Here is a 17,947-nt window from a genome sequence, read left to right on the forward strand (position 1 = left end):
TAAAATGATCCGTTAGTGATTTTACAGGAAAGGAGCAAAGTGTCTAACGGTACGAATAGAGTCTTGCTGCTGATCATCCTACTGATTGCATTTTCCCTGCGAGTATATGGAATAGGCTGGGATTCAGGCTTTTATGCTCATCCAGACGAGAGACACATTATTGATGTTACAGTCAATAGGGTACATCTCACCTTAGACCTCGGGAAGTTGTTAGATGCAGATTCTAGTCCCCTAAACCCTCGCAGACTAGAAAACGGGATTAGGTTAAGCTATTCCTACGGTACCCTGCTTATTTACTTTCTAAAGGCTGTATCTAACTTAGTTGCCAAGGTTTTGGGGCAACAGTATGCTGAATTTGAATCTATATATGTAGTGGCTAGGTCTATAAGTGCGATAGCAGACACGCTCACGGTTCTATTCATTTACTTATTAGCTTTACGGTTATTCGGGGCAAGAACAGGAATTATTGCTGCATTATTGTCAGCTTTTTCCGTAATTCAAATACAATTTGCTCATTTTTATGTGGCAGAGCCTATAATGACCCTCTTATTGGTCATAAGTTTGTGGTTCGCAGTATCTGCCATTCAGGATCATAAGAATTACAAGTTTGCTTTAAGTGGTTTGTTTCTTGGATTTGCGATAGCTACAAAGCCAAGCGCTGCAGCATTTTGTCCCGCATTGTTGCTCTTACTTGCTATAAGAAGTTTGGAGTCAAGGATATCAGGTATATTCTCTTCGGGAGAGAGTATAGCCTCTACCTTGATGCTTGTAGTGAGGCGCCTAACGTATGTTTTACCAGCTGCTGTCTTGGCGTGGGCAATATGGGAGCCCTATGCGTTGCTGGATTTTCCCACCTATGCGCAGAATATCGTCGCCGAGAGCCAGATACAGCGAGGAATAATCGACGTTCCTTACACAAGACAGTACATAGGAACTATACCTGGCTGGTACCATCTTACGCAGTATGCACGTTGGGGAGTGGGAATACCCTTAGGTATAACAGTAATATTTGGCTTGTTTTGGGCCCTTTTCAGGACTTTGAGATCTGGCGATTCCAAATATGCAGTCTTATTGATTTGGATTCTCCCATACACTGCTTCTATCCTCCTGCTTGAAGCTAAATGGTTGAGATACATGCTCCCCATTCATCCAGTGCTGCTGATATTGGCCAGCGCAGTTTTGTCTAATTACCTTTTACACTCAAGGTTTGTCACCAGGATTAGCCCCGAACCTGGTATCTTCATAGCTTTGAAGCGATTTATACCATATCTTGCTATTTTCTCTGTGGTAGTGGGAACGTTATTGTGGGCGCTGGCCTTTGAACGTATATATACTCGGCCGCATGTGTGGATCACGGCTTCAGAATGGATATACAAGCACATACCTCCCGGCTCAATTATAGGCACAGAACACTGGGATGACCGTCTCCCTCTCCCTGTGGAGGGGAATAGCCCAAGCATCTACAACTACTACACTATAGCTATGTATGATGATCTACCGCCTGACGAAAAGCTACAGCAGATAGAAGATGTACTACGTAACTCGGATTATATAGTGCTGGCCACCAACAGGCTGTATAAATCTATCCCCATGTCCCCGTGGCGATATGCTGTTGCTACTAGGTATTATCAACTGCTCTTTTCTGAGCGCCTAGGATTTATCAAAGTTGCGGAGTTTCATTCTTCTCCTTCGTTAGGTGCTGTACCTATAGATGAAAGTAGCGCAGATGACAATGTTGCTGTATATGACCACCCCCCGGTTGTGATATTCAAAAAGGAGAGACAGCTTGCAGACTGGGAACTAAGAGCGCTTTTTGCGGACTCTTTGCTAGCGCCCTGGAATCCTTCCAGACATGGCAAGGTCGATAAGCCTCTAATGATTAATCCTCTGACGACATTGTCTTCGATAGGCTTACCTTACTATCGGGGAATAATTAATAACAGCTTGATTTCGCCAATAGCTTGGTTCTTTATCCTCGAGTTAATAGGCTTGCTAGGATGGATTCTTCTTGCCCAGTTTGTATATGCAGCACAAGATAGTGGCTGGATGTTGTCTAAGCTTCTTTCTATCGTAATTATTGCCCTTGGTGCCTGGTTGGGCACGTCTCTTGGACTACTAACATATCCAGCTAGCTTGTGGGTAATAACGATCGGCTTTATACTTTTCTCCCTCTCGTTTGCCCTTGTCAACTCCAGATCCTTAGTAAATATCCTTAGATCCAGGATCAGTAGGATAGTGCTGCTAGAGGGATTATTCTTATTGCTTTTTATTGTCGGTCTGCTTATGAGAATAGCTAATCCTGATCTGTGGCATCCCATATTCGGTGGTGAAAAGCCAATGGAGCTTTCATTTATCAACGCGATTCAAAGGAGCTCCAACTTACCCCCTTATGATCCCTGGTTTTCTGGCGGGTACATTAACTACTACTATTTTGGCCAGTGGTTAGCTGCTGTTCTCATGAGACTGACGTTCGTGGGGCCGGCCTATGGCTTCAATATCGCGGTGGCATGGATCTTCGCCGTTACGGGTACCCTTGCCTTTACATTTGGTTATGAGATCTCCAGAAGGTTTTTTGGAGGGACTTTTGCGCAAATCGTGGGCTTTTTGAGTACCTTGCTTATGGTTATAGTAGGTAACTTGGACGGCCTAGTGCAACTCATGCAGTCTTTTGCCAGCGGCAACTTGTCCAACTTCCTGGGAAACTTTGACTTCTGGAGGTCTACTCGCATTACCGGTGGGAACATAATTCACGAGTTCCCATTCTTCACGTTTCTGTATGCTGATCTCCATGCACATATGGTAGCTATGCCTATGGCGCTAGGGCTTTTAATCCTGGCAGCGTATTATGTTTTCATTTCTGCGAGGAAGAGTAGGTTGATTGTGATTATCCTGGCGTCGATGCTTGGTAGTGTCCTGATAATGACTAACCCCTGGGATTTCCCTACTTATAGTGGATTGTTCCTGCTAGCTGTATCTATACGAGCTCTAACCTCGTGTACGACCTTGCTTACTAAGCTACTTAGAGTCGCACACGATAGTTTGACCTTTATAATCCTATCAGTTGCTTTCTGTGTACCATTCTTCGTGCACTTTAAGAGTTTTTATTCCAGTTTTGGCCTGGTACATGAATCTGTCCCCGTTACTTTGATCCTGATACAGTTAGGTTTATTCTTTGCCATTGTTCTGTCTTATGCTCTGGTAACTTTACTCAGGGATACTCATCTCAGGTTCATATTATTAGTAGCTTTAGGTGCTGTGATAGTTGGCCTCTCTCTAAACAGGCTATCTTTAGGTCTTTTGCTAGCCTTGCTCATATGTTCAATCTCTTGCCTTTGGCAGAGTAGAAATAAACAGCCATTGGCTATTTGGCTTGGGTTGACGTCCGCTGGGTTAGCTATTTGGGTGCTTATAGAGATCTTCTACTTGAGAGACTTTTTGGATGGATCAACCGCGTATCGTATGAACACCATCTTCAAATTTGGGGTTCAGAGCTGGATCTTGCTGGCTCTGGGGTGTGCTGGATTGTTACCTGTTACTTATAGGAGTATCAGGAGAAGCAGTCTAAGAGCTAGTTACTTAGGAGTTTGCCTGTTCCTGGTCACCTCATCGCTCATATATACTGTCGCCGGCTCTTATTCTCGCTTGTCTCAGCGCTTTCCGGTGCCTCCAAGTAATGCAGGACTAAATGGAGAAGCATTTCTTACTACCGCTACTTTGACGAATGTTTCAGGGCAGACGCTTAGCTTTAAATATGATTATGATGCTATACAGTGGCTTAGGAAGAATATTGCTAAGCCTGATGTGTTGGTCGAGGCGAGTATTGGTCCGTATAGAGGATTTGGGTCCAGGATATCTATGTTCACTGGCTTGCCCGACGTAATGGGGTGGGATAATCATGAGAGTCAACAGCGATATCCAGATCAGGTCTTCAGTAGGAGTCGTGATGTTAGGAATCTCTATGATACATCAAGTATTAAGACCGCTCTGGAGCTTATATTGAGATATGACATAAAGTACATCTATTTAGGACCCGTCGAGAGGTTGCACGAGTTTGATACAGGCGAGAGGTATGCCTCACAACAGGGGCTTGAGAAGTTTGATCGAATGGTTGGTCCCTATTTGAAACTTATATATAGCAACAGGGCTGTAAAGATCTACGAAGTGAAGCCTTCCTGGCAATGGTCCGAGGAGAGCTTAAGTAAACTTGAACAATGACTTAATTTACTGTCTCCAATGGTACGCGACTTTGTTGTTGCTAGGGCTTATCAGCATGCCCATAGCCTACGCTTTGTTTCGGTTCATGCCCGATCGCGGATATGCTCTGTCTAAGCTTGTTGGATGGCTATTCGTGTCTTGGTCTACATGGTACGGACTATACTTGGGGATTTGGGACAAGAATAAAGGTCTGATAATCTCTGTAGCAGCTTTATTTTTCATCTCCGTACTGGTAGCTATTGTGTTCTTTAGATCCTCATTCAATAGATCTCTCCTGTTTCAAGGGTGGAAATATTATTTATCCCTAGAGCTTATATTTGTCCTGGCTTTTTCTTATCTCGCAATCCTACGAGCCTTCGTGCCCGAGATCTCCCAGACCGAGAAACCTATGGATTTCATGTATCTACAAACTTCGTACCTTAGCGAGGTTATACCTCCTAGGGATATATGGTTTGCAGGATATGGAGTCAACTATTACTACTTTGGTTATTACATGGTTTCGATCTTGTGTCGTCTCTCTGGAATTTCTCCTGCAGTGGGCTACAACCTGGGCCTTGCGACTATCTTTGCTGTCGTAGCAGTGATTACTTTCAGTATAGTCATCAATCTCATCAGGGCGGCTGGGCTCAGATCTATCTGGATTGCTGTGGCTGGAGCTATCATCTCTCTGCTGTTGCTTCTTTTTGCTGGCAACCCTGTAGCCTCTATCCTAGCGTGGGTAAATTTTAATACTCCCGGAAGCTTTGACTGGTTCTGGAAATCCACAAGGGTCATTTTCGACTTTATTCCTGGCCGAAATGGCCCTCAACAAACTATAGATGAGTTTCCAGCTTTCACTTTCCTATTAGGAGATCTACATCCCCACCTGATGGCTATGCCCTTGCTTTTGGGTGTGCTCTATTGCTCGGTATCTAACCTCTACCGGCAGAATAAATCTACATTCCTAGTTTTACCTGTCCTCTTGCCCGGGATCTTAATTGGGGCTCTGTATATGACTAATAGCTGGGATGTTCCGGTAGCAGTATTAGTTTTCCTTCTGTCTATAGTTACTATCGGCATGTACACACAAGTCCTACTGAGATCTGCTTTGAGCATTATTCTCTTGGCATTTACCTCTTTGGTAACGTCTTATCCCTTTGTAAGACATTTTGACCCGCCCGTAAGTAGCCAAAGCTTTATTCCCCCTCAAATAGAAGTGATCCCTGTGATCAACTTTATCGGTCATTACATAGGAGTGGTTTGGTGGGATCACACGGACCTGCTGGAGCTTTTGAAGGTCTGGGGTTGGCATATAGCCTTTAGTTTGTTCGTACTAGTTTGCTTTACTAACCTGTTTCATAGGGAGGACTTAAGAATTCTTGTCCCCCTACTGCTTGTGAGTTTTATAGGGGTGATCTTTGGTGTGCATGCAACGCTACTTCTTCCCTTAGTAGTAGCTACTCTGATCATAGGATTTAGGACTTCTTCTATAGGCTTTAGATATGCTTGTTTTCTATCTGTAGTCGGGTGGCTACTGGTGGTTTTGCCGGAGTTTTTCTATATCAGAGATGTTTTTGAGGATCGCATGAACACGGTTTTCAAGTTTTACTATCAATCCTGGCAGATACAAAGTATATCTGTTGGATGCATGGCTATGTTTGCTCTCGATTCCTTACGATCATGTGTTCCCAGGGTAACGATCACGCGAGTTATAGTCCCTATAATGTGTGCTCTAGTTGTTTTATCTATGGGTTATTCCTTGACAACCTTCCGAGCTAGATCATTGGAAGGCATGCATGGACTAGACGGTACCGCGTTTCTAAATAACGAAGATCCATATATGTATCGGGTAGTGGAATGGGTAAGGAATAACACTAACCCTTCTACAGTTGTTTTGGAAGCTACTGGTGGATCTTATACTAATTATTCCCGGGTCTCTACGTATGCAGGAAGACCGACTGTCTTAGGGTGGCAGGGGCATGAATTACAGTGGCGTCTTGGGCAACCAGACGCCTTGAGGGAGCTGTCAGAGAGGATGAGGGACGTAAGCAGGGCTTACTCCGGGTTAGATAGAGACGCTTTGCTCAAACTTTTGGAAAAGTATAGTGTTAGCTATGTTGTTTATGGTAGTTCAGAGCGTCAGATGCAAGCTGAGGAAGGTATAGATCCCAGAGATCCTTTCAAAGGAAAGCTCATCGCTGTTGCTCGATTCGGTGATTACATCATATATAAATCCCCGTGACAGGATTGGCTAGTAGAGCCGATGAACACTTGACTAAGGGACAGCTATTTGCTAATTTGTATAGCGCGAGGTTCAAAGTGTCGGGGTGTGGCGCAGTTGGCTAGCGCGCGGCGTTTGGGACGCTGAGGTCGGAGGTTCAAGTCCTCTCACCCCGACCAGTATCGCAAGTGCGGGTGTGGTGAAGCGGTATCATAGCTGCCTTCCAAGCAGCTGGCACGGGTTCGACTCCCGTCACCCGCTCCAAGACCTGCGAAACTCTTCGCAGGTCTTTTTGTTTACCATAAAATTCTTTGTAGACCTTGTTATATCTCATCATCTGTGATAATCTCCTAATGTAGCCCCTTCAGGAGTGCCGTTGTCGCTAGGGATGTTCTGAACCAACACCCTAACTGAGGGAGCTGATCGCTCGAGAACGTGCGTAGGCGCGAGGAGCCATAAAAGGCTCGCCTAGCGGAAACGCTGAAAGTTCGAGAGGTAGGCACCCACCTGCGAGCTTGCAGGTTCAGGAACACGGTGGCGACGGCACTCGGGGTATTTTTTTGCCCAAGGTAAAATGGTAGTTACTATTTGTGGGAACGACCATACTAAACTGAACGAACGACTTAGAGCTATCCTTTCCGAATTGGAAGAGGATACGGATGTAGTTGAACTGGAAGCCACAGGCTTATCCATCAGAGACCTCCGGGATTACTGCAATACTATGCCTCTTTTTGGAGGCAAAAGAGTTGTGATAGTCAAGGGAATAAGCAGCCTATCTTCCTCTGACGCTTCTAGCAGTACTGATCAAGAATATTCCGAACGAAAAACTCGAACCTCATCAAGTCAACTGGTTAAGGACTTGGAAGATTATCTACCGGAGGTGCCGGAGACTACTCTGCTGGTGTTTTTTGATAGGAATCCAATAGGTACTTCGGGCATAGGTCGTGTACTCCGCAAATACAGTTCTTTCGAGGAGTACCTCTTGCCGGAGCAAGCCGAGCTCCCCTTATATATACGGAAGGCTTTTGAATCTGATGGCTACAAGATAGATTCAGAATCTGCTGAGATATTAGCACAGGCTGTCAGCAATGATGTTTCCAGGCTTCAATCTGAGATGGATAAGCTCAAGATGTATTGTAAGGATAAACTCAGGATTGATCCTGAGGATATATACCTTCTGGTGGATATGCCGCCTGATGTTGCTGTTTGGGATATAACGGATGCTATCTATTCTAAGAATGCGGGGAAAGCTGTTCAGTCATTTCGTGCGCTGCTAGAAAAGGGTGTGGCTCCTCAGCAAATTATTGGCGCCATATCATCTCAGATACGTAACCTGGTTATAGCTGATAGCTGTAGGGATAAGGGAAGTTTGTATCTGCAGCAGGCTACTGGTATGAAGCCCTTTGTAGCCAGGAAGTTATCGACGGCGCTCAGCACTTTTAAACCTGGTCAGCCTAAGAAGCTTCTCGAGATGCTATTACAGGTCGATCTAAGCTACAAAACAGGAAAGGCCGAGTTAGACTCGGCCCTTGAGCTATTTATACAGCAAGCTTGTGCGAGGCGTTTCTAAGAAGATGCAGAGCTGCGTGCGGCAGCTAGTGCCTTCATCAGTCTGCTCTTGCGCCTGGCAGCGTTATTCCTGTGAAGCACACCTTTAGAAACTGCCCTATCCAATGCGCTAATCGCAGCTGCTAGGTTCTGCTCAGCAGTTGCCACATCTCCTGCCAGCAAAGGCCTACGTACTTTGGATATCATAGTACGTACTCTGTTCTTTATGGACTTGTTTCGCAGCCTACGCTTCTCGGAAACCCTGTGAGCTTTCTCTGCTGATCTCTTGTTTGCAAGTGACCTCTGATGATGTCTGCTCATAACTCCCTTTCACAATCAGTAAGATTTGTTTCTCGGAAGATAATTATGCCATGAACTAACCCTGCCAGTATACCAAACGAGCTCTCATTGCTCAACTTGACGCGATATACTTTTGACAGGTTGAATTAATAGTTGCCTACCAAGTGTTTCGGAGAACTCGCATTGGACCAGCGCTTCATTAGGAACTTTTGCATTATAGCTCATATTGATCACGGTAAATCTACCCTAGCTGATAGGTTGTTACAAGTTACTGGTACTATCAGCGAACGTGAGATGGTTGAGCAGGTTCTTGATACGATGGACCTGGAGAGGGAAAAGGGAATTACGATCAAGGCTAGGGCTGTCAGGATGTATTACAACGCCAAGGATGGCAATAGGTATCAGCTGAACCTTATAGATACTCCGGGCCATGTGGATTTTTCCTATGAGGTAAGTCGAAGCTTGGCGGCCTGCGAGGGAGCAATCCTAGTAGTGGACGCAACCCAGGGTATCGAGGCCCAAACCCTCGCAAACGTCTATATGGCCCTTGAGGCCGATCTTGAGATTATTGCCGTGGTCAATAAGATCGATCTCCCCAGCGCTAATGTCGAGGGTGTGATGGGTGAGATAGAGCAGCTTCTCGGCATACCACGGAGTGAGATACTTGCGGTATCCGCCAAGACTGGTTTAGGCGTGGAAGATTTGCTGGAAGCTATAGTGCACAGGTTCCCTCCTCCAGAGGGTAATCCCAATTCGCCCCTTAGAGCATTGATATTTGACTCACATTACGATCCTTACAAGGGTGTTGTGGCTTACGTCAGGATTGTTGATGGGAAGGTATCCAAAGGTGATCAACTGCGATTGATGTCAACAGGAAAAGATACAGAGGCTCTTGAGCTTGGGTATTTCTCTCCGGATCTAACAGCCTCTCAATCTCTTGATACTGGGGAGGTAGGCTATATAGCTACGGGGCTTAAAGTTGTATCTGATTGTAGAGTAGGAGACACCATCACTTGGTCGCGTAATGGTGCTACTGAGCCGCTACCTGGATACAAGCCTGTTAAGCCTATGGTATTTGCCGGTATATTCCCTGTAGAGGGGGAGGATTACTCAGAGCTTAGAGATGCTTTAGACAAGCTAAAGTTGAATGATGCGTCTCTTACTTATGAACCCGTCAACTCTGCTGCTCTTGGGTTTGGATTTAGAGTTGGGTTTCTAGGTTTGCTTCATATGGAGATCGTTCAAGAGCGACTGGAGCGCGAGTATGGCCTGGATCTGCTAATAACCGCTCCAAGCGTAGAATATGAAGTGGAAACTACCGATGGGCAGGTATTGTCCATACGTAACCCCAACGAGATGCCTCCTGTGCAAAAGATAAAAGAGATAAGAGAGCCCTGGATGCAGATCACGGTGGTGACTCCTTCTGACTATATAGGTCCGGTTATGGATCTAATTACTCACCGACGTGGTGAGTTTAGGAACATGGAATACCTCGAAGAAAAACGTGTAATGCTTACTTATGATCTTCCGCTAAGTGAGCTGGTTTCAGATCTATACGATCAACTCAAGTCTAGAACTCAAGGCTATGCCTCTTTGGATTATTCATTCGTGGGGTACAGACCAGCCGATCTAGTAAAACTAGATGTATTAGTGAACGGTCAGGTGGTAGATGCATTGTCATTGATAGTTCACAGGGATCAGGCCTATTCCAAGGGAAAAGCTCTTGTTGAGAAGTTGAAAGAGCTTATACCTAGACAACTGTTTGAGATACCGATACAAGCAGCTATAGGGAGTAGGGTTATAAGCAGAGAAACCATTAAAGCTATGCGCAAAAATGTCCTTGCTAAGTGTTATGGTGGAGATGTAACTCGAAAACGCAAACTGCTGGAGAAGCAAAAAGAAGGTAAGGCTAGAATGAAGATGGTAGGGAGCGTACAGATCCCCCAAGAGGCCTTCATGGCAGTTTTGCGCCTGAATGATCAGGAGGAATCTCGTACATGATTGCTGAAAAGAAGCTGGTAGTCGTGGGGTTAGGTCCGGGTGATCCTGGTATGTTGACTATAGCAGGTAAAAAGGCCTTGGAGGAGGCTGATGAAGTCTGGGTAAGAACTAGAAAACACCCCACCTTGGACCACATCAACTTTGGAGATAAGCTTAAGAGCTTTGATGAAATCTACGACACTTTTGATTCTTTAGATGAAGTATACAGGGCTATAGCGGAACGATTACGGGATCGCATACTTGCTGCAGATATTTCTTACCTGGCGTATGCTGTGCCTGGTAGTCCTAGCGCAGGAGAGAGGTCAGTCAAACTATTGCGTGAGAGTCTACGAGATACTCCTGTAAATCTTAAGATCCTACCTTCCGTATCTGCCTTAGAGGCTATTATGATTGAGTTGGGTCTGGATCCTATAGATGATGGTTTGCAGTTGGTCGACGCCTCGGAGCTCGAGTGGCTGTATGAACTATACCCTAGCGCTAAATCTCAATACTTAAATCCAACTATACCTCTCTTGGTGACAGGTGTTTGGAATCAGAGCCTTGCCTCAGTCACCAAGCTATTTCTCCTTTCTGTTTATCCTCCGGAGTGGCCTATTAAGGTGGTTCGTGCTTCTGTGGATAGCTCGCATCATGAGCTACAATTGGTAGATCTAGATAAATATGCTAAGGTAGATCATTTAGCATCTGTCTATGTACCTCCCCTGGCCCCTGACTCACCTGGATCTCACTTCTACCAGCTCACGTATATAACTGCTAGACTAAGAGGGCCAGGCGGTTGCCCTTGGGATAGAGAACAGAACCATTACTCTATCAAGCGCTATCTACTTGAAGAAGCTTATGAAGTGATAGATGCGTTGGATAAGCAAGATATAGACGCCTTAGAGGAGGAGTTGGGAGATCTCTTGTTGCAGATTTCCTTGCATAGCGAGATAGCATACTCTGAGAGCGAGTTTGAGATTGGCGACGTTATCCGCTTTCTAACCAGCAAGCTTATTCGTCGGCACCCGCATGTATTCGGCGATATTCAGGTAGAAAACGCTTCGCATGTAACTAGAAACTGGCAAATGATAAAGAAATCCGAGCGATCTCAAAAGGGAGAGGAAGAAGTCTCCGTTCTGGATGGAGTTCCTCGCGCGTTACCTGCATTAGCACGTGCTCAAAGCATCAGCGTCAGAGCTGCGAAAACGGGCTTTGAGTGGGATGATGCTAGACAGCTGTGGGAGAAGGTATTAGAGGAGCTCGAAGAAGTTAAGGACTCTGCAGCGGATGAATTGCCGATGGAGCTGGGGGATTTATTGTTTGTGCTCGTGAACTGGGCAAGGTTCCATGGTATAGATGCTGAGGAGTCCCTTAGGATAGCAACTGATAAGTTCGAACAGCGCTTTCGAGAGATGGAGAGGAGAGCTCGTTCCCAAGGCAAAGAGCTCGAACAACTATCTATCGATGAGATGGATGCCCTTTGGGAAGAGATCAAGGAACAAGAGAAAAATGTCAAGTTGGAGGCCTAATTGAGTAAGACTTGGACGTGTGGTGAACTAAATACCAAACATATAGGACAAGAAGTCACACTCTACGGTTGGGTCAATAGCCGTAGAGATCATGGCGGAGTGATATTTATAGACATACGAGATCGTTGGGGCATTACTCAGGTGGTGTTCAGCCCGGACAATCAGGATGCGTTTCGGCTAGCAGAGACCGTCAGAAGCGAGTGGGTGATCTCGGTAACTGGAACTGTCCGTAGGAGACCCCCAGGTACTGAGAATCCTCGTATGTCAACCGGAGAGATTGAATTGGCTGCATCTAGGTTAGAGGTGTTAAATAAGTCTGCACCTCTACCTTTCGATCTGGATGATGATAATTTGCCTGATGAGACTGTCAGGCTCCAGTATAGATATCTGGACTTGCGAAGACCTAAGATGCTTCGTAACCTCCAGTTGAGGCACAAGGTCACCAAGTTTATCCGAGATTACCTAACGGCCAGGGACTTCATTGAAATCGAGACTCCAATCCTTATCAAGAGCACGCCAGAGGGGGCTAGAGACTATTTGGTCCCTAGTAGGTTATATCCAGGACACTTTTATGCACTGCCTCAGTCTCCCCAACAGTTGAAGCAATTGTTAATGGTTGCTGGTGTGGAGAGGTATTTCCAAATAGCTAGGTGTTTTCGTGATGAAGATCTGAGAGCAGACAGGCAGCCAGAGTTTACACAGCTTGACTTGGAAATGTCCTTTGTAACGCAGGAAGATATACTTCAGCTTACCGAGGATCTCTTTACCAGCCTAACTGAGGAGCTCACAGATAAAAAGATCCTGTATAAGCCCTTCAAGCGCATATCCTACGAAGAGTCCTGGAATAAATATGGTACTGATAAGCCAGATATCAGATACGGCATGGAGATTTCGGATATTAGCGATATAGTTGCTAATACGGATTTCAGGGTTTTCAAGGATACTTTGGCTGCCGGAGGGACAGTACGAGGTTTCGCGGTCCCAGAAGCAGCCTCTTTTACTAGGAGACAGCTAGATGATTTGACAAATCTTGCTAGGTCTTTTGGTGCGAAGGGACTAGTATGGTTTGCAATCGATGACCTGGCAAGAGGTGTTGAAGGCGTCCGTTCTCCCGTAACTAAATTCTTCTCTGATGATCAGGTAGTCGCTATTGCTCACAAGCTCGGGGCTAACAACGGCGATCTAATGCTTATCGTAGCTGATAAGACTTTACAAGCTCTCGACGTGCTTGGTAGGCTAAGGAGCCATATGGCCCACGAACTTGGCTTAGTGGATCAGGACGTTATAGCCTACGCGTTTATAGTTGACCCGCCTCTCTTCGAATGGAATGAAGATGAGGGAAGATGGGATCCAACCCATCACCCGTTTACTGCTCCCTATCCGGAAGATGAGCCTCTGCTTGATAGTGATCCAGGTAAAGTCAGGGCTATGGCTTATGACATTGTCTGTAACGGATACGAGCTAGGGAGTGGCAGCATTCGTATTCATAAGAGAGATCTACAGGCGAAAATCTTTGAGATTTTGAACTATACTCCAGAGGATATAGAGCAGAGATTCGGTCCTCTACTGAAGGCATTCGAGTATGGCGCTCCTCCTCATGGAGGTATCGCTCCTGGGATCGATAGGCTCGTGATGGTTCTCGCAGATGAGCCGAACATACGCGAGGTAATAGCCTTTCCTAAGAACCAGGCTGGAGTTGATCTCATGCTGAATGCCCCATCACCAGTAGATGAAGAACAACTTAGAGAGCTACATATAGAGGTAAGGCTTCCAGAGCCTGAAAGCTCTACAGCTGATAGCAAAGTTCAGTAAAGGGCTAGCTATTTGCCGGTGTAACCTAGATCCTTGAGTGCTTGCTTAGCTATCTCGGCTTCATCCCAGGGGATGAAGCCGTTTTTCGTCTCTATGGTTGTTTCATGACCCTTTCCCGCCAGCAATACTGTATCACCACTGCTTGCCCTGGATAGGGCTTCGTATATTGCAGCTTTTCTATCTGGTATACAGATGTAATCTCTGCCCTCGATAGCACCTACGCTCCGAGCTCCCTCAGCGATATCGAGCAGTATCTGCATTTCGTCTTCACCACGAGGGTCTTCATTGGTGAGAATCATGAAGTCCGCATATTTTGCTGCTACCTTTCCCATAGGGGCCCTCTTATATGGGTCCCTTTCTCCAGCGCTGCCAAATACGGCAAACAACCTTCCCCGGGTACGTTGCTTGAGTGTTATCAGTACTTTCTCTAGAGAATCCTCTGTATGAGCATAGTCGATCACAACCGTAAAGGGTTGGCCCATAGAGATCACTTGCATCCTGCCTGGTACTCCAGTGAATCTTTCCAGAGCAGACTTGCAGACATCTATTGGTATGTTTTGTGTGATAGCTACGCCGATTGCTGCAAGGGCGTTGTAGACGTTATAGTCACCGGATATGGGTAGGTTTATCTCCGTGCTATTGCCCTTGTAATGGACTCTAAAAGTTACACCTTCTTCTGATCTTCGTATGATGTTTCCTATAAGGTCTGCATTCTCGTCTTGCTGAGAATAGGTAAACACTTTTCCTTTCGTTGAGTCTATGTACAACTGAGCGTTGGGGTCATCGAGGTTTATCACACCCCATTTGCCACAACCTTTATCTGGATGATTGCCAAGGAGTTGAAATAGTCTGGCTTTATCCAGCCTATACTGCTCTACGGTCCCATGAAGCTCCAAATGTTCGCTGGTCACGTTAGTGAAGACTGCTACGTCGTATGCAACATCCTCCAACCTGTGCAGCTTCAGACCATGTGAAGAGCTTTCAATAACGGCATACTCTACCCCCGCCTGTAGCATCCTATATAACAGCTCATGTAGCCTGTCCGGTTGGGGAGTAGTGCTGTGCTCCTCATGCTTCCATTGGTGGTTGGCGATTTTGTAGTCCACAGTTGTAATAAAGCCTGTTGAGGCATCTGCTGATTCGAGCATTGAGCTAATCATGTAAGTGGTTGTGGTCTTACCGTTAGTTCCGGTAACACCTATGACCTTCAGTTTGTGACTTGGATTGTCCCAAAATTCCGCCGCTAACCTGCTAAATGCGAGACGAGCGTTGTCTACTATAATTACTGGAACCTGCAGATCTGGCTGATAACTTCCTTCGACTACGACAGCCTTTGCTCCTTTTTCGATTGCATTAGGAATAAATTTTTTACCATCAACATGGAAGCCTGGCAGTGCTACGAATATGCTGCCAGGCTTCATCTCTCTAGTATCTGCGCTTATTCCTGTTACAACTGTATCATCGCTATAATTACCGACAATATGAGCCTTAGGGAGGGCTTTAACAAGCTTGTTTAATGGCACGGCCCTGTCCATGCCTCTATATATCTCCTGAGTACATAGCTTCGTCCAAAGCTTCCTCTGCTGCTGATTGTAGATCCTTGTTGCTCGAGTTAGCTATATGTCGGAGCATTCTCTTTGCCTGTGGTGTTCCTATTTGCCCCAATGCCCATATAGCAGCATGGATGGCCTCTTTATCTGTGTCTTCTTGAGTGAGTCTTATAAGATCAGGGACCGATTCTCTTAGTGCCATCTCCCCAGCGGCTCTAGCTGCCTCCTTACGCAATTTGGGATGAGGGTTACCAAGCTCCTTTATTATCGTTGAGGACCATTTGGTATTCATGGACCTGCCCATAGCGATGAGAGCGCTAGCTTGCTCCTCGTACCCACCTTCCCAGTAGAGACGTTCTATGTAATCATCCGCTATGGGGTCTTCCTCGAAGAAGGCTAGTGCCTCTAGGGCTTTTCTCTGGAGCTCGCTGCCATCATCAGCCTGTTGTACTACCTCCTGCAATACTTCCTGCAGCCGGCTTGCATGTTCATCATCTAACTCCCCAACAGCTGACTTGTAAGCGTAATTACTCAGCACTCCTGCTGCTGAAACCCTAACTTCCAAAGAGCTATCGTTTAGCAGGATGCCTTCTAATTTCTCGAGAATGAATGGGCTGTCCTCCTCCCATAGCCCTTCGACCGCTACTTTTCTGACTGCCGGATGATGGTCCTCAAGGGCGAATAGAAATATTCGCTTGAAGTTGTATTGGACGTCATCGTTAGCCAGCTTCTGTAATTGTTTTATTAGTTGCACCCGCCTTGAGGCAGGAGCTCCATACCAGATGGCTTCGAGCTCCTGCATCTGATCCCAGCTTAGATCCGATAGATATATCAGATCTTGCTGGTGCATTGGTCCTTCTACTGTTAGCAGTCTTTTGAGACTGTCTGTCAGCCCCACTTTACAAGATTCCTCCAGTTTCTAGGGGGTATAAGTTGCCAACCCCGATTCATCCTCTTTGAACTGAGGATACTGTGAGCTATTTATGATAGAACTCAGGTACTTTCTAGATATGGGTCGCTCGATGTTTACCACTGGCATGAGATCGTCGATTAGGGCGGTGTATTCACCATCTGCTTTCTCCCCGACGATCTCAAACGCCATAGCTACTATGACATCGAGCTTCTTACGATCAGAATCTGATAATCTCTTCTTTCCGTTGAGTGCTCCGACTCTGCTCTCTGATAGTAGCCAAGTATCGTCTACAGCACATTCGAATACTATTGGCGTAAATACCCACCTATCTCTACGTGAGTCGTACTGGAGTATCCTCTCCTCTCTTGCTGGTTGCCTCTCGTACTCTATTGTAAATGCATTACTGGATTCTCCCTGGACTAGATAGAAGATAGCTCCAGGGACCAACGTATTCTGGAAGAGCTCATCCAGTCCACCGATATATGTTCCTCTATTGCCACCACCTAACCTGAGTTCTGCTAGGTACTGTGCGTAACTCTGAGGATCCTGTATGCGCAGGACTATTACGTTTTGATCCTCAAGTAATGGCTTTGGCATTAGCTTCTCCATGGCCGGAGAGACGGGTAGTACGCCGTTCTCATATTCATAGTAGGTCAGAACGTGCTTTACCTGAAGCCTTGGAGTGCCGTCTGAACCCTCAATTTCAGTTATATCTTCCTCATCTATTAGCTCAGGATCGGACATGAACCGATAATCTTGGGCTATCTCGGAGGGCTTCCTGAATGGCTGACCTATAGGTGGTAGGTTAGTTACCGTCCATAGTCTATCGTCCTTTGTGCCCACGAACTTGAATTCTTTCTTTTCACGCAGAAGCCTGTAGTTGATAGTGAACCTTTGAAGGTTGTAGTCACCCTCCTGTAGTGATCTGCTAAGCGCATCCGAAAGAATTTCCTCATCAGATATAGGCTCGCCACGCTCCTGGATATACTCTCTGATATCTCTTAGCTGGCCCTTGCTTAGCCTCTCAAGTCTGTCTTCAACGAAATACTCATCACCAAATATAGCGAACCTGAAGTCCTGTGCAAGATAGTCCTCCAGTTTGGCCTTAAAGGCGTCGTGATACTTAGCGATAATATCCTGCAGATCCTCATCGAGATCCACTAAGGTATCATCTATTCTCAAATACCTGATCCGCGAAGGTGCTTCCTCAACCTCGGCTTCTGGAGCGACTACTTGTTCCTGAGGCTCAACAGCAGGGGCCTCAGTTTCCACTTGAACCTGTTGAACAGGGGGAGTGGCTAGTATATCTTCGGGTATTTCCTTAGTCAGCCCTCTAATCTGCAGCTCCTCTTCTTCAGAGGGTTGTCGTGCACCTTCAAACAATCTGCTCCTAAATGTGTGGATTGTGTCTACAGATGCTGGCTTTGGAGGTCTACCTCTTTTAGTAGTGACTATATAGGTGCTAGAGTCTGAGGTCTCGACAGCAAATACATGAGAGTTAATGCTAACTGCCCTGAGCACCAATTCTCTAGCTTGTGATTGATCCCCCTCTACGATCCTTTGGTTGACTAGATAATCCACCAGAGCATCAACATCCTGTCTTATGGGGGCATCCTCTGCGTAGAATCTCCCTTTGATTAGTAGCAGTTCAAAGATAGTGCTAGCTATCCTGGACTCCTGTTCCGCTCCCTGCCATTGTATGTCGGTTGTTATAGCCATAGTGCTACTCAGACCTCCGCAGCCTTTCTATAACTATCTGTATATACCAGTCAGTAAGAGTGTCTATATTTTGTGGATTGCCCGATTCGGCCAATCTCTGGATCAATGTGCTTATGTCTTCCTCTTCAATTCGGAGATCTACAGTCTCCTCCAAGTTTAGGTTCCTCCTTAGAAGCTTTTA

Annotated in this window: 11 protein-coding genes and 2 tRNA genes; 8 read left to right on the forward strand and 5 right to left on the reverse strand. The window is 45.9% G+C overall.

Annotated features, from left to right (window positions below; genetic code table 11):
• Positions 1–39 precede the first annotated feature (39 nt).
• The 5 genes from TTER_RS04765 (at position 40) to holA (ending at position 7,985) form a co-directional block, all read left to right on the forward strand.
• Positions 40–4,215, forward strand: coding sequence for a DUF2298 domain-containing protein (locus TTER_RS04765; protein ID WP_012874896.1), 4,176 nt, complete (start codon positions 40–42; stop codon positions 4,213–4,215).
• Complete coding sequence (locus TTER_RS04770) at positions 4,205–6,436, forward strand: DUF2298 domain-containing protein (protein WP_012874897.1); 2,232 nt, start codon at positions 4,205–4,207, stop codon at positions 6,434–6,436. Before TTER_RS04765 ends, TTER_RS04770 begins: the two co-directional genes overlap by 11 nt.
• A gap of 81 nt (positions 6,437–6,517) precedes the next feature.
• A tRNA-Pro gene (locus TTER_RS04775) sits at positions 6,518–6,594 on the forward strand.
• 11 nt (positions 6,595–6,605) lie between these two features.
• Positions 6,606–6,679: transfer RNA gene (locus TTER_RS04780), tRNA-Gly, on the forward strand.
• 310 nt (positions 6,680–6,989) lie between these two features.
• Positions 6,990–7,985 (forward strand): DNA polymerase III subunit delta, encoded by a 996-nt coding sequence (holA, locus tag TTER_RS04785; RefSeq protein ID WP_012874898.1) that lies wholly within the window; start codon positions 6,990–6,992, stop codon positions 7,983–7,985.
• Here the strand turns inward: holA and rpsT are convergent.
• A complete protein-coding gene (rpsT, locus tag TTER_RS04790) occupies positions 7,982–8,284 on the reverse strand; it encodes a 30S ribosomal protein S20 (RefSeq protein WP_012874899.1) in 303 nt (100 codons plus the stop codon). The genes holA and rpsT overlap by 4 nt on opposite strands.
• Positions 8,285–8,446: 162 nt before the next feature.
• On the opposite strand from rpsT, the gene lepA reads away from it, so the two are divergent.
• Genes lepA through aspS form a run of 3 tightly spaced genes read left to right on the forward strand, consistent with a single transcriptional unit; the run spans position 8,447 to position 13,584 of the window.
• Positions 8,447–10,264, forward strand: a complete 1,818-nt coding sequence (gene lepA, locus TTER_RS04795; protein WP_012874900.1) for a translation elongation factor 4 — start codon at positions 8,447–8,449, stop codon at positions 10,262–10,264.
• A complete protein-coding gene (mazG, locus tag TTER_RS04800; protein WP_012874901.1) occupies positions 10,261–11,772 on the forward strand; it encodes a nucleoside triphosphate pyrophosphohydrolase in 1,512 nt (503 codons plus the stop codon). Before lepA ends, mazG begins: the two co-directional genes overlap by 4 nt.
• Positions 11,773–13,584 (forward strand): aspartate--tRNA ligase, encoded by a 1,812-nt coding sequence (gene aspS / locus TTER_RS04805; RefSeq protein ID WP_012874902.1) that lies wholly within the window; start codon positions 11,773–11,775, stop codon positions 13,582–13,584.
• An 8-nt stretch (positions 13,585–13,592) separates the two neighbouring features.
• Here aspS and TTER_RS04810 read toward each other — a convergent pair whose 3' ends face one another.
• From TTER_RS04810 to TTER_RS15740, 4 genes are read right to left on the reverse strand one after another with little or no spacing between them, the layout of a single operon-like run.
• Positions 13,593–15,119, reverse strand: coding sequence for a UDP-N-acetylmuramoyl-L-alanyl-D-glutamate--2,6-diaminopimelate ligase (locus TTER_RS04810; RefSeq protein WP_012874903.1), 1,527 nt, complete (start codon positions 15,117–15,119; stop codon positions 13,593–13,595).
• 4 nt (positions 15,120–15,123) lie between these two features.
• Complete coding sequence (locus TTER_RS04815; RefSeq protein ID WP_041424358.1) at positions 15,124–16,032, reverse strand: HEAT repeat domain-containing protein; 909 nt, start codon at positions 16,030–16,032, stop codon at positions 15,124–15,126.
• Between the two features lie 21 nt (positions 16,033–16,053).
• Complete coding sequence (locus TTER_RS04820) at positions 16,054–17,766, reverse strand: hypothetical protein (RefSeq protein WP_012874905.1); 1,713 nt, start codon at positions 17,764–17,766, stop codon at positions 16,054–16,056.
• Positions 17,767–17,770: 4 nt separating this feature from the next.
• The gene (locus TTER_RS15740; RefSeq protein WP_012874906.1) at positions 17,771–17,920 is read right to left on the reverse strand and encodes a hypothetical protein; all 150 of its coding nucleotides are present in this window, start codon (positions 17,918–17,920) and stop codon (positions 17,771–17,773) included.
• Positions 17,921–17,947 lie beyond the last annotated feature (27 nt).

It is taken from the genome of Thermobaculum terrenum ATCC BAA-798 (assembly GCF_000025005.1).
In the GTDB taxonomy this organism is placed as follows: Bacteria; Chloroflexota; Chloroflexia; order Thermobaculales; family Thermobaculaceae; genus Thermobaculum; species Thermobaculum terrenum.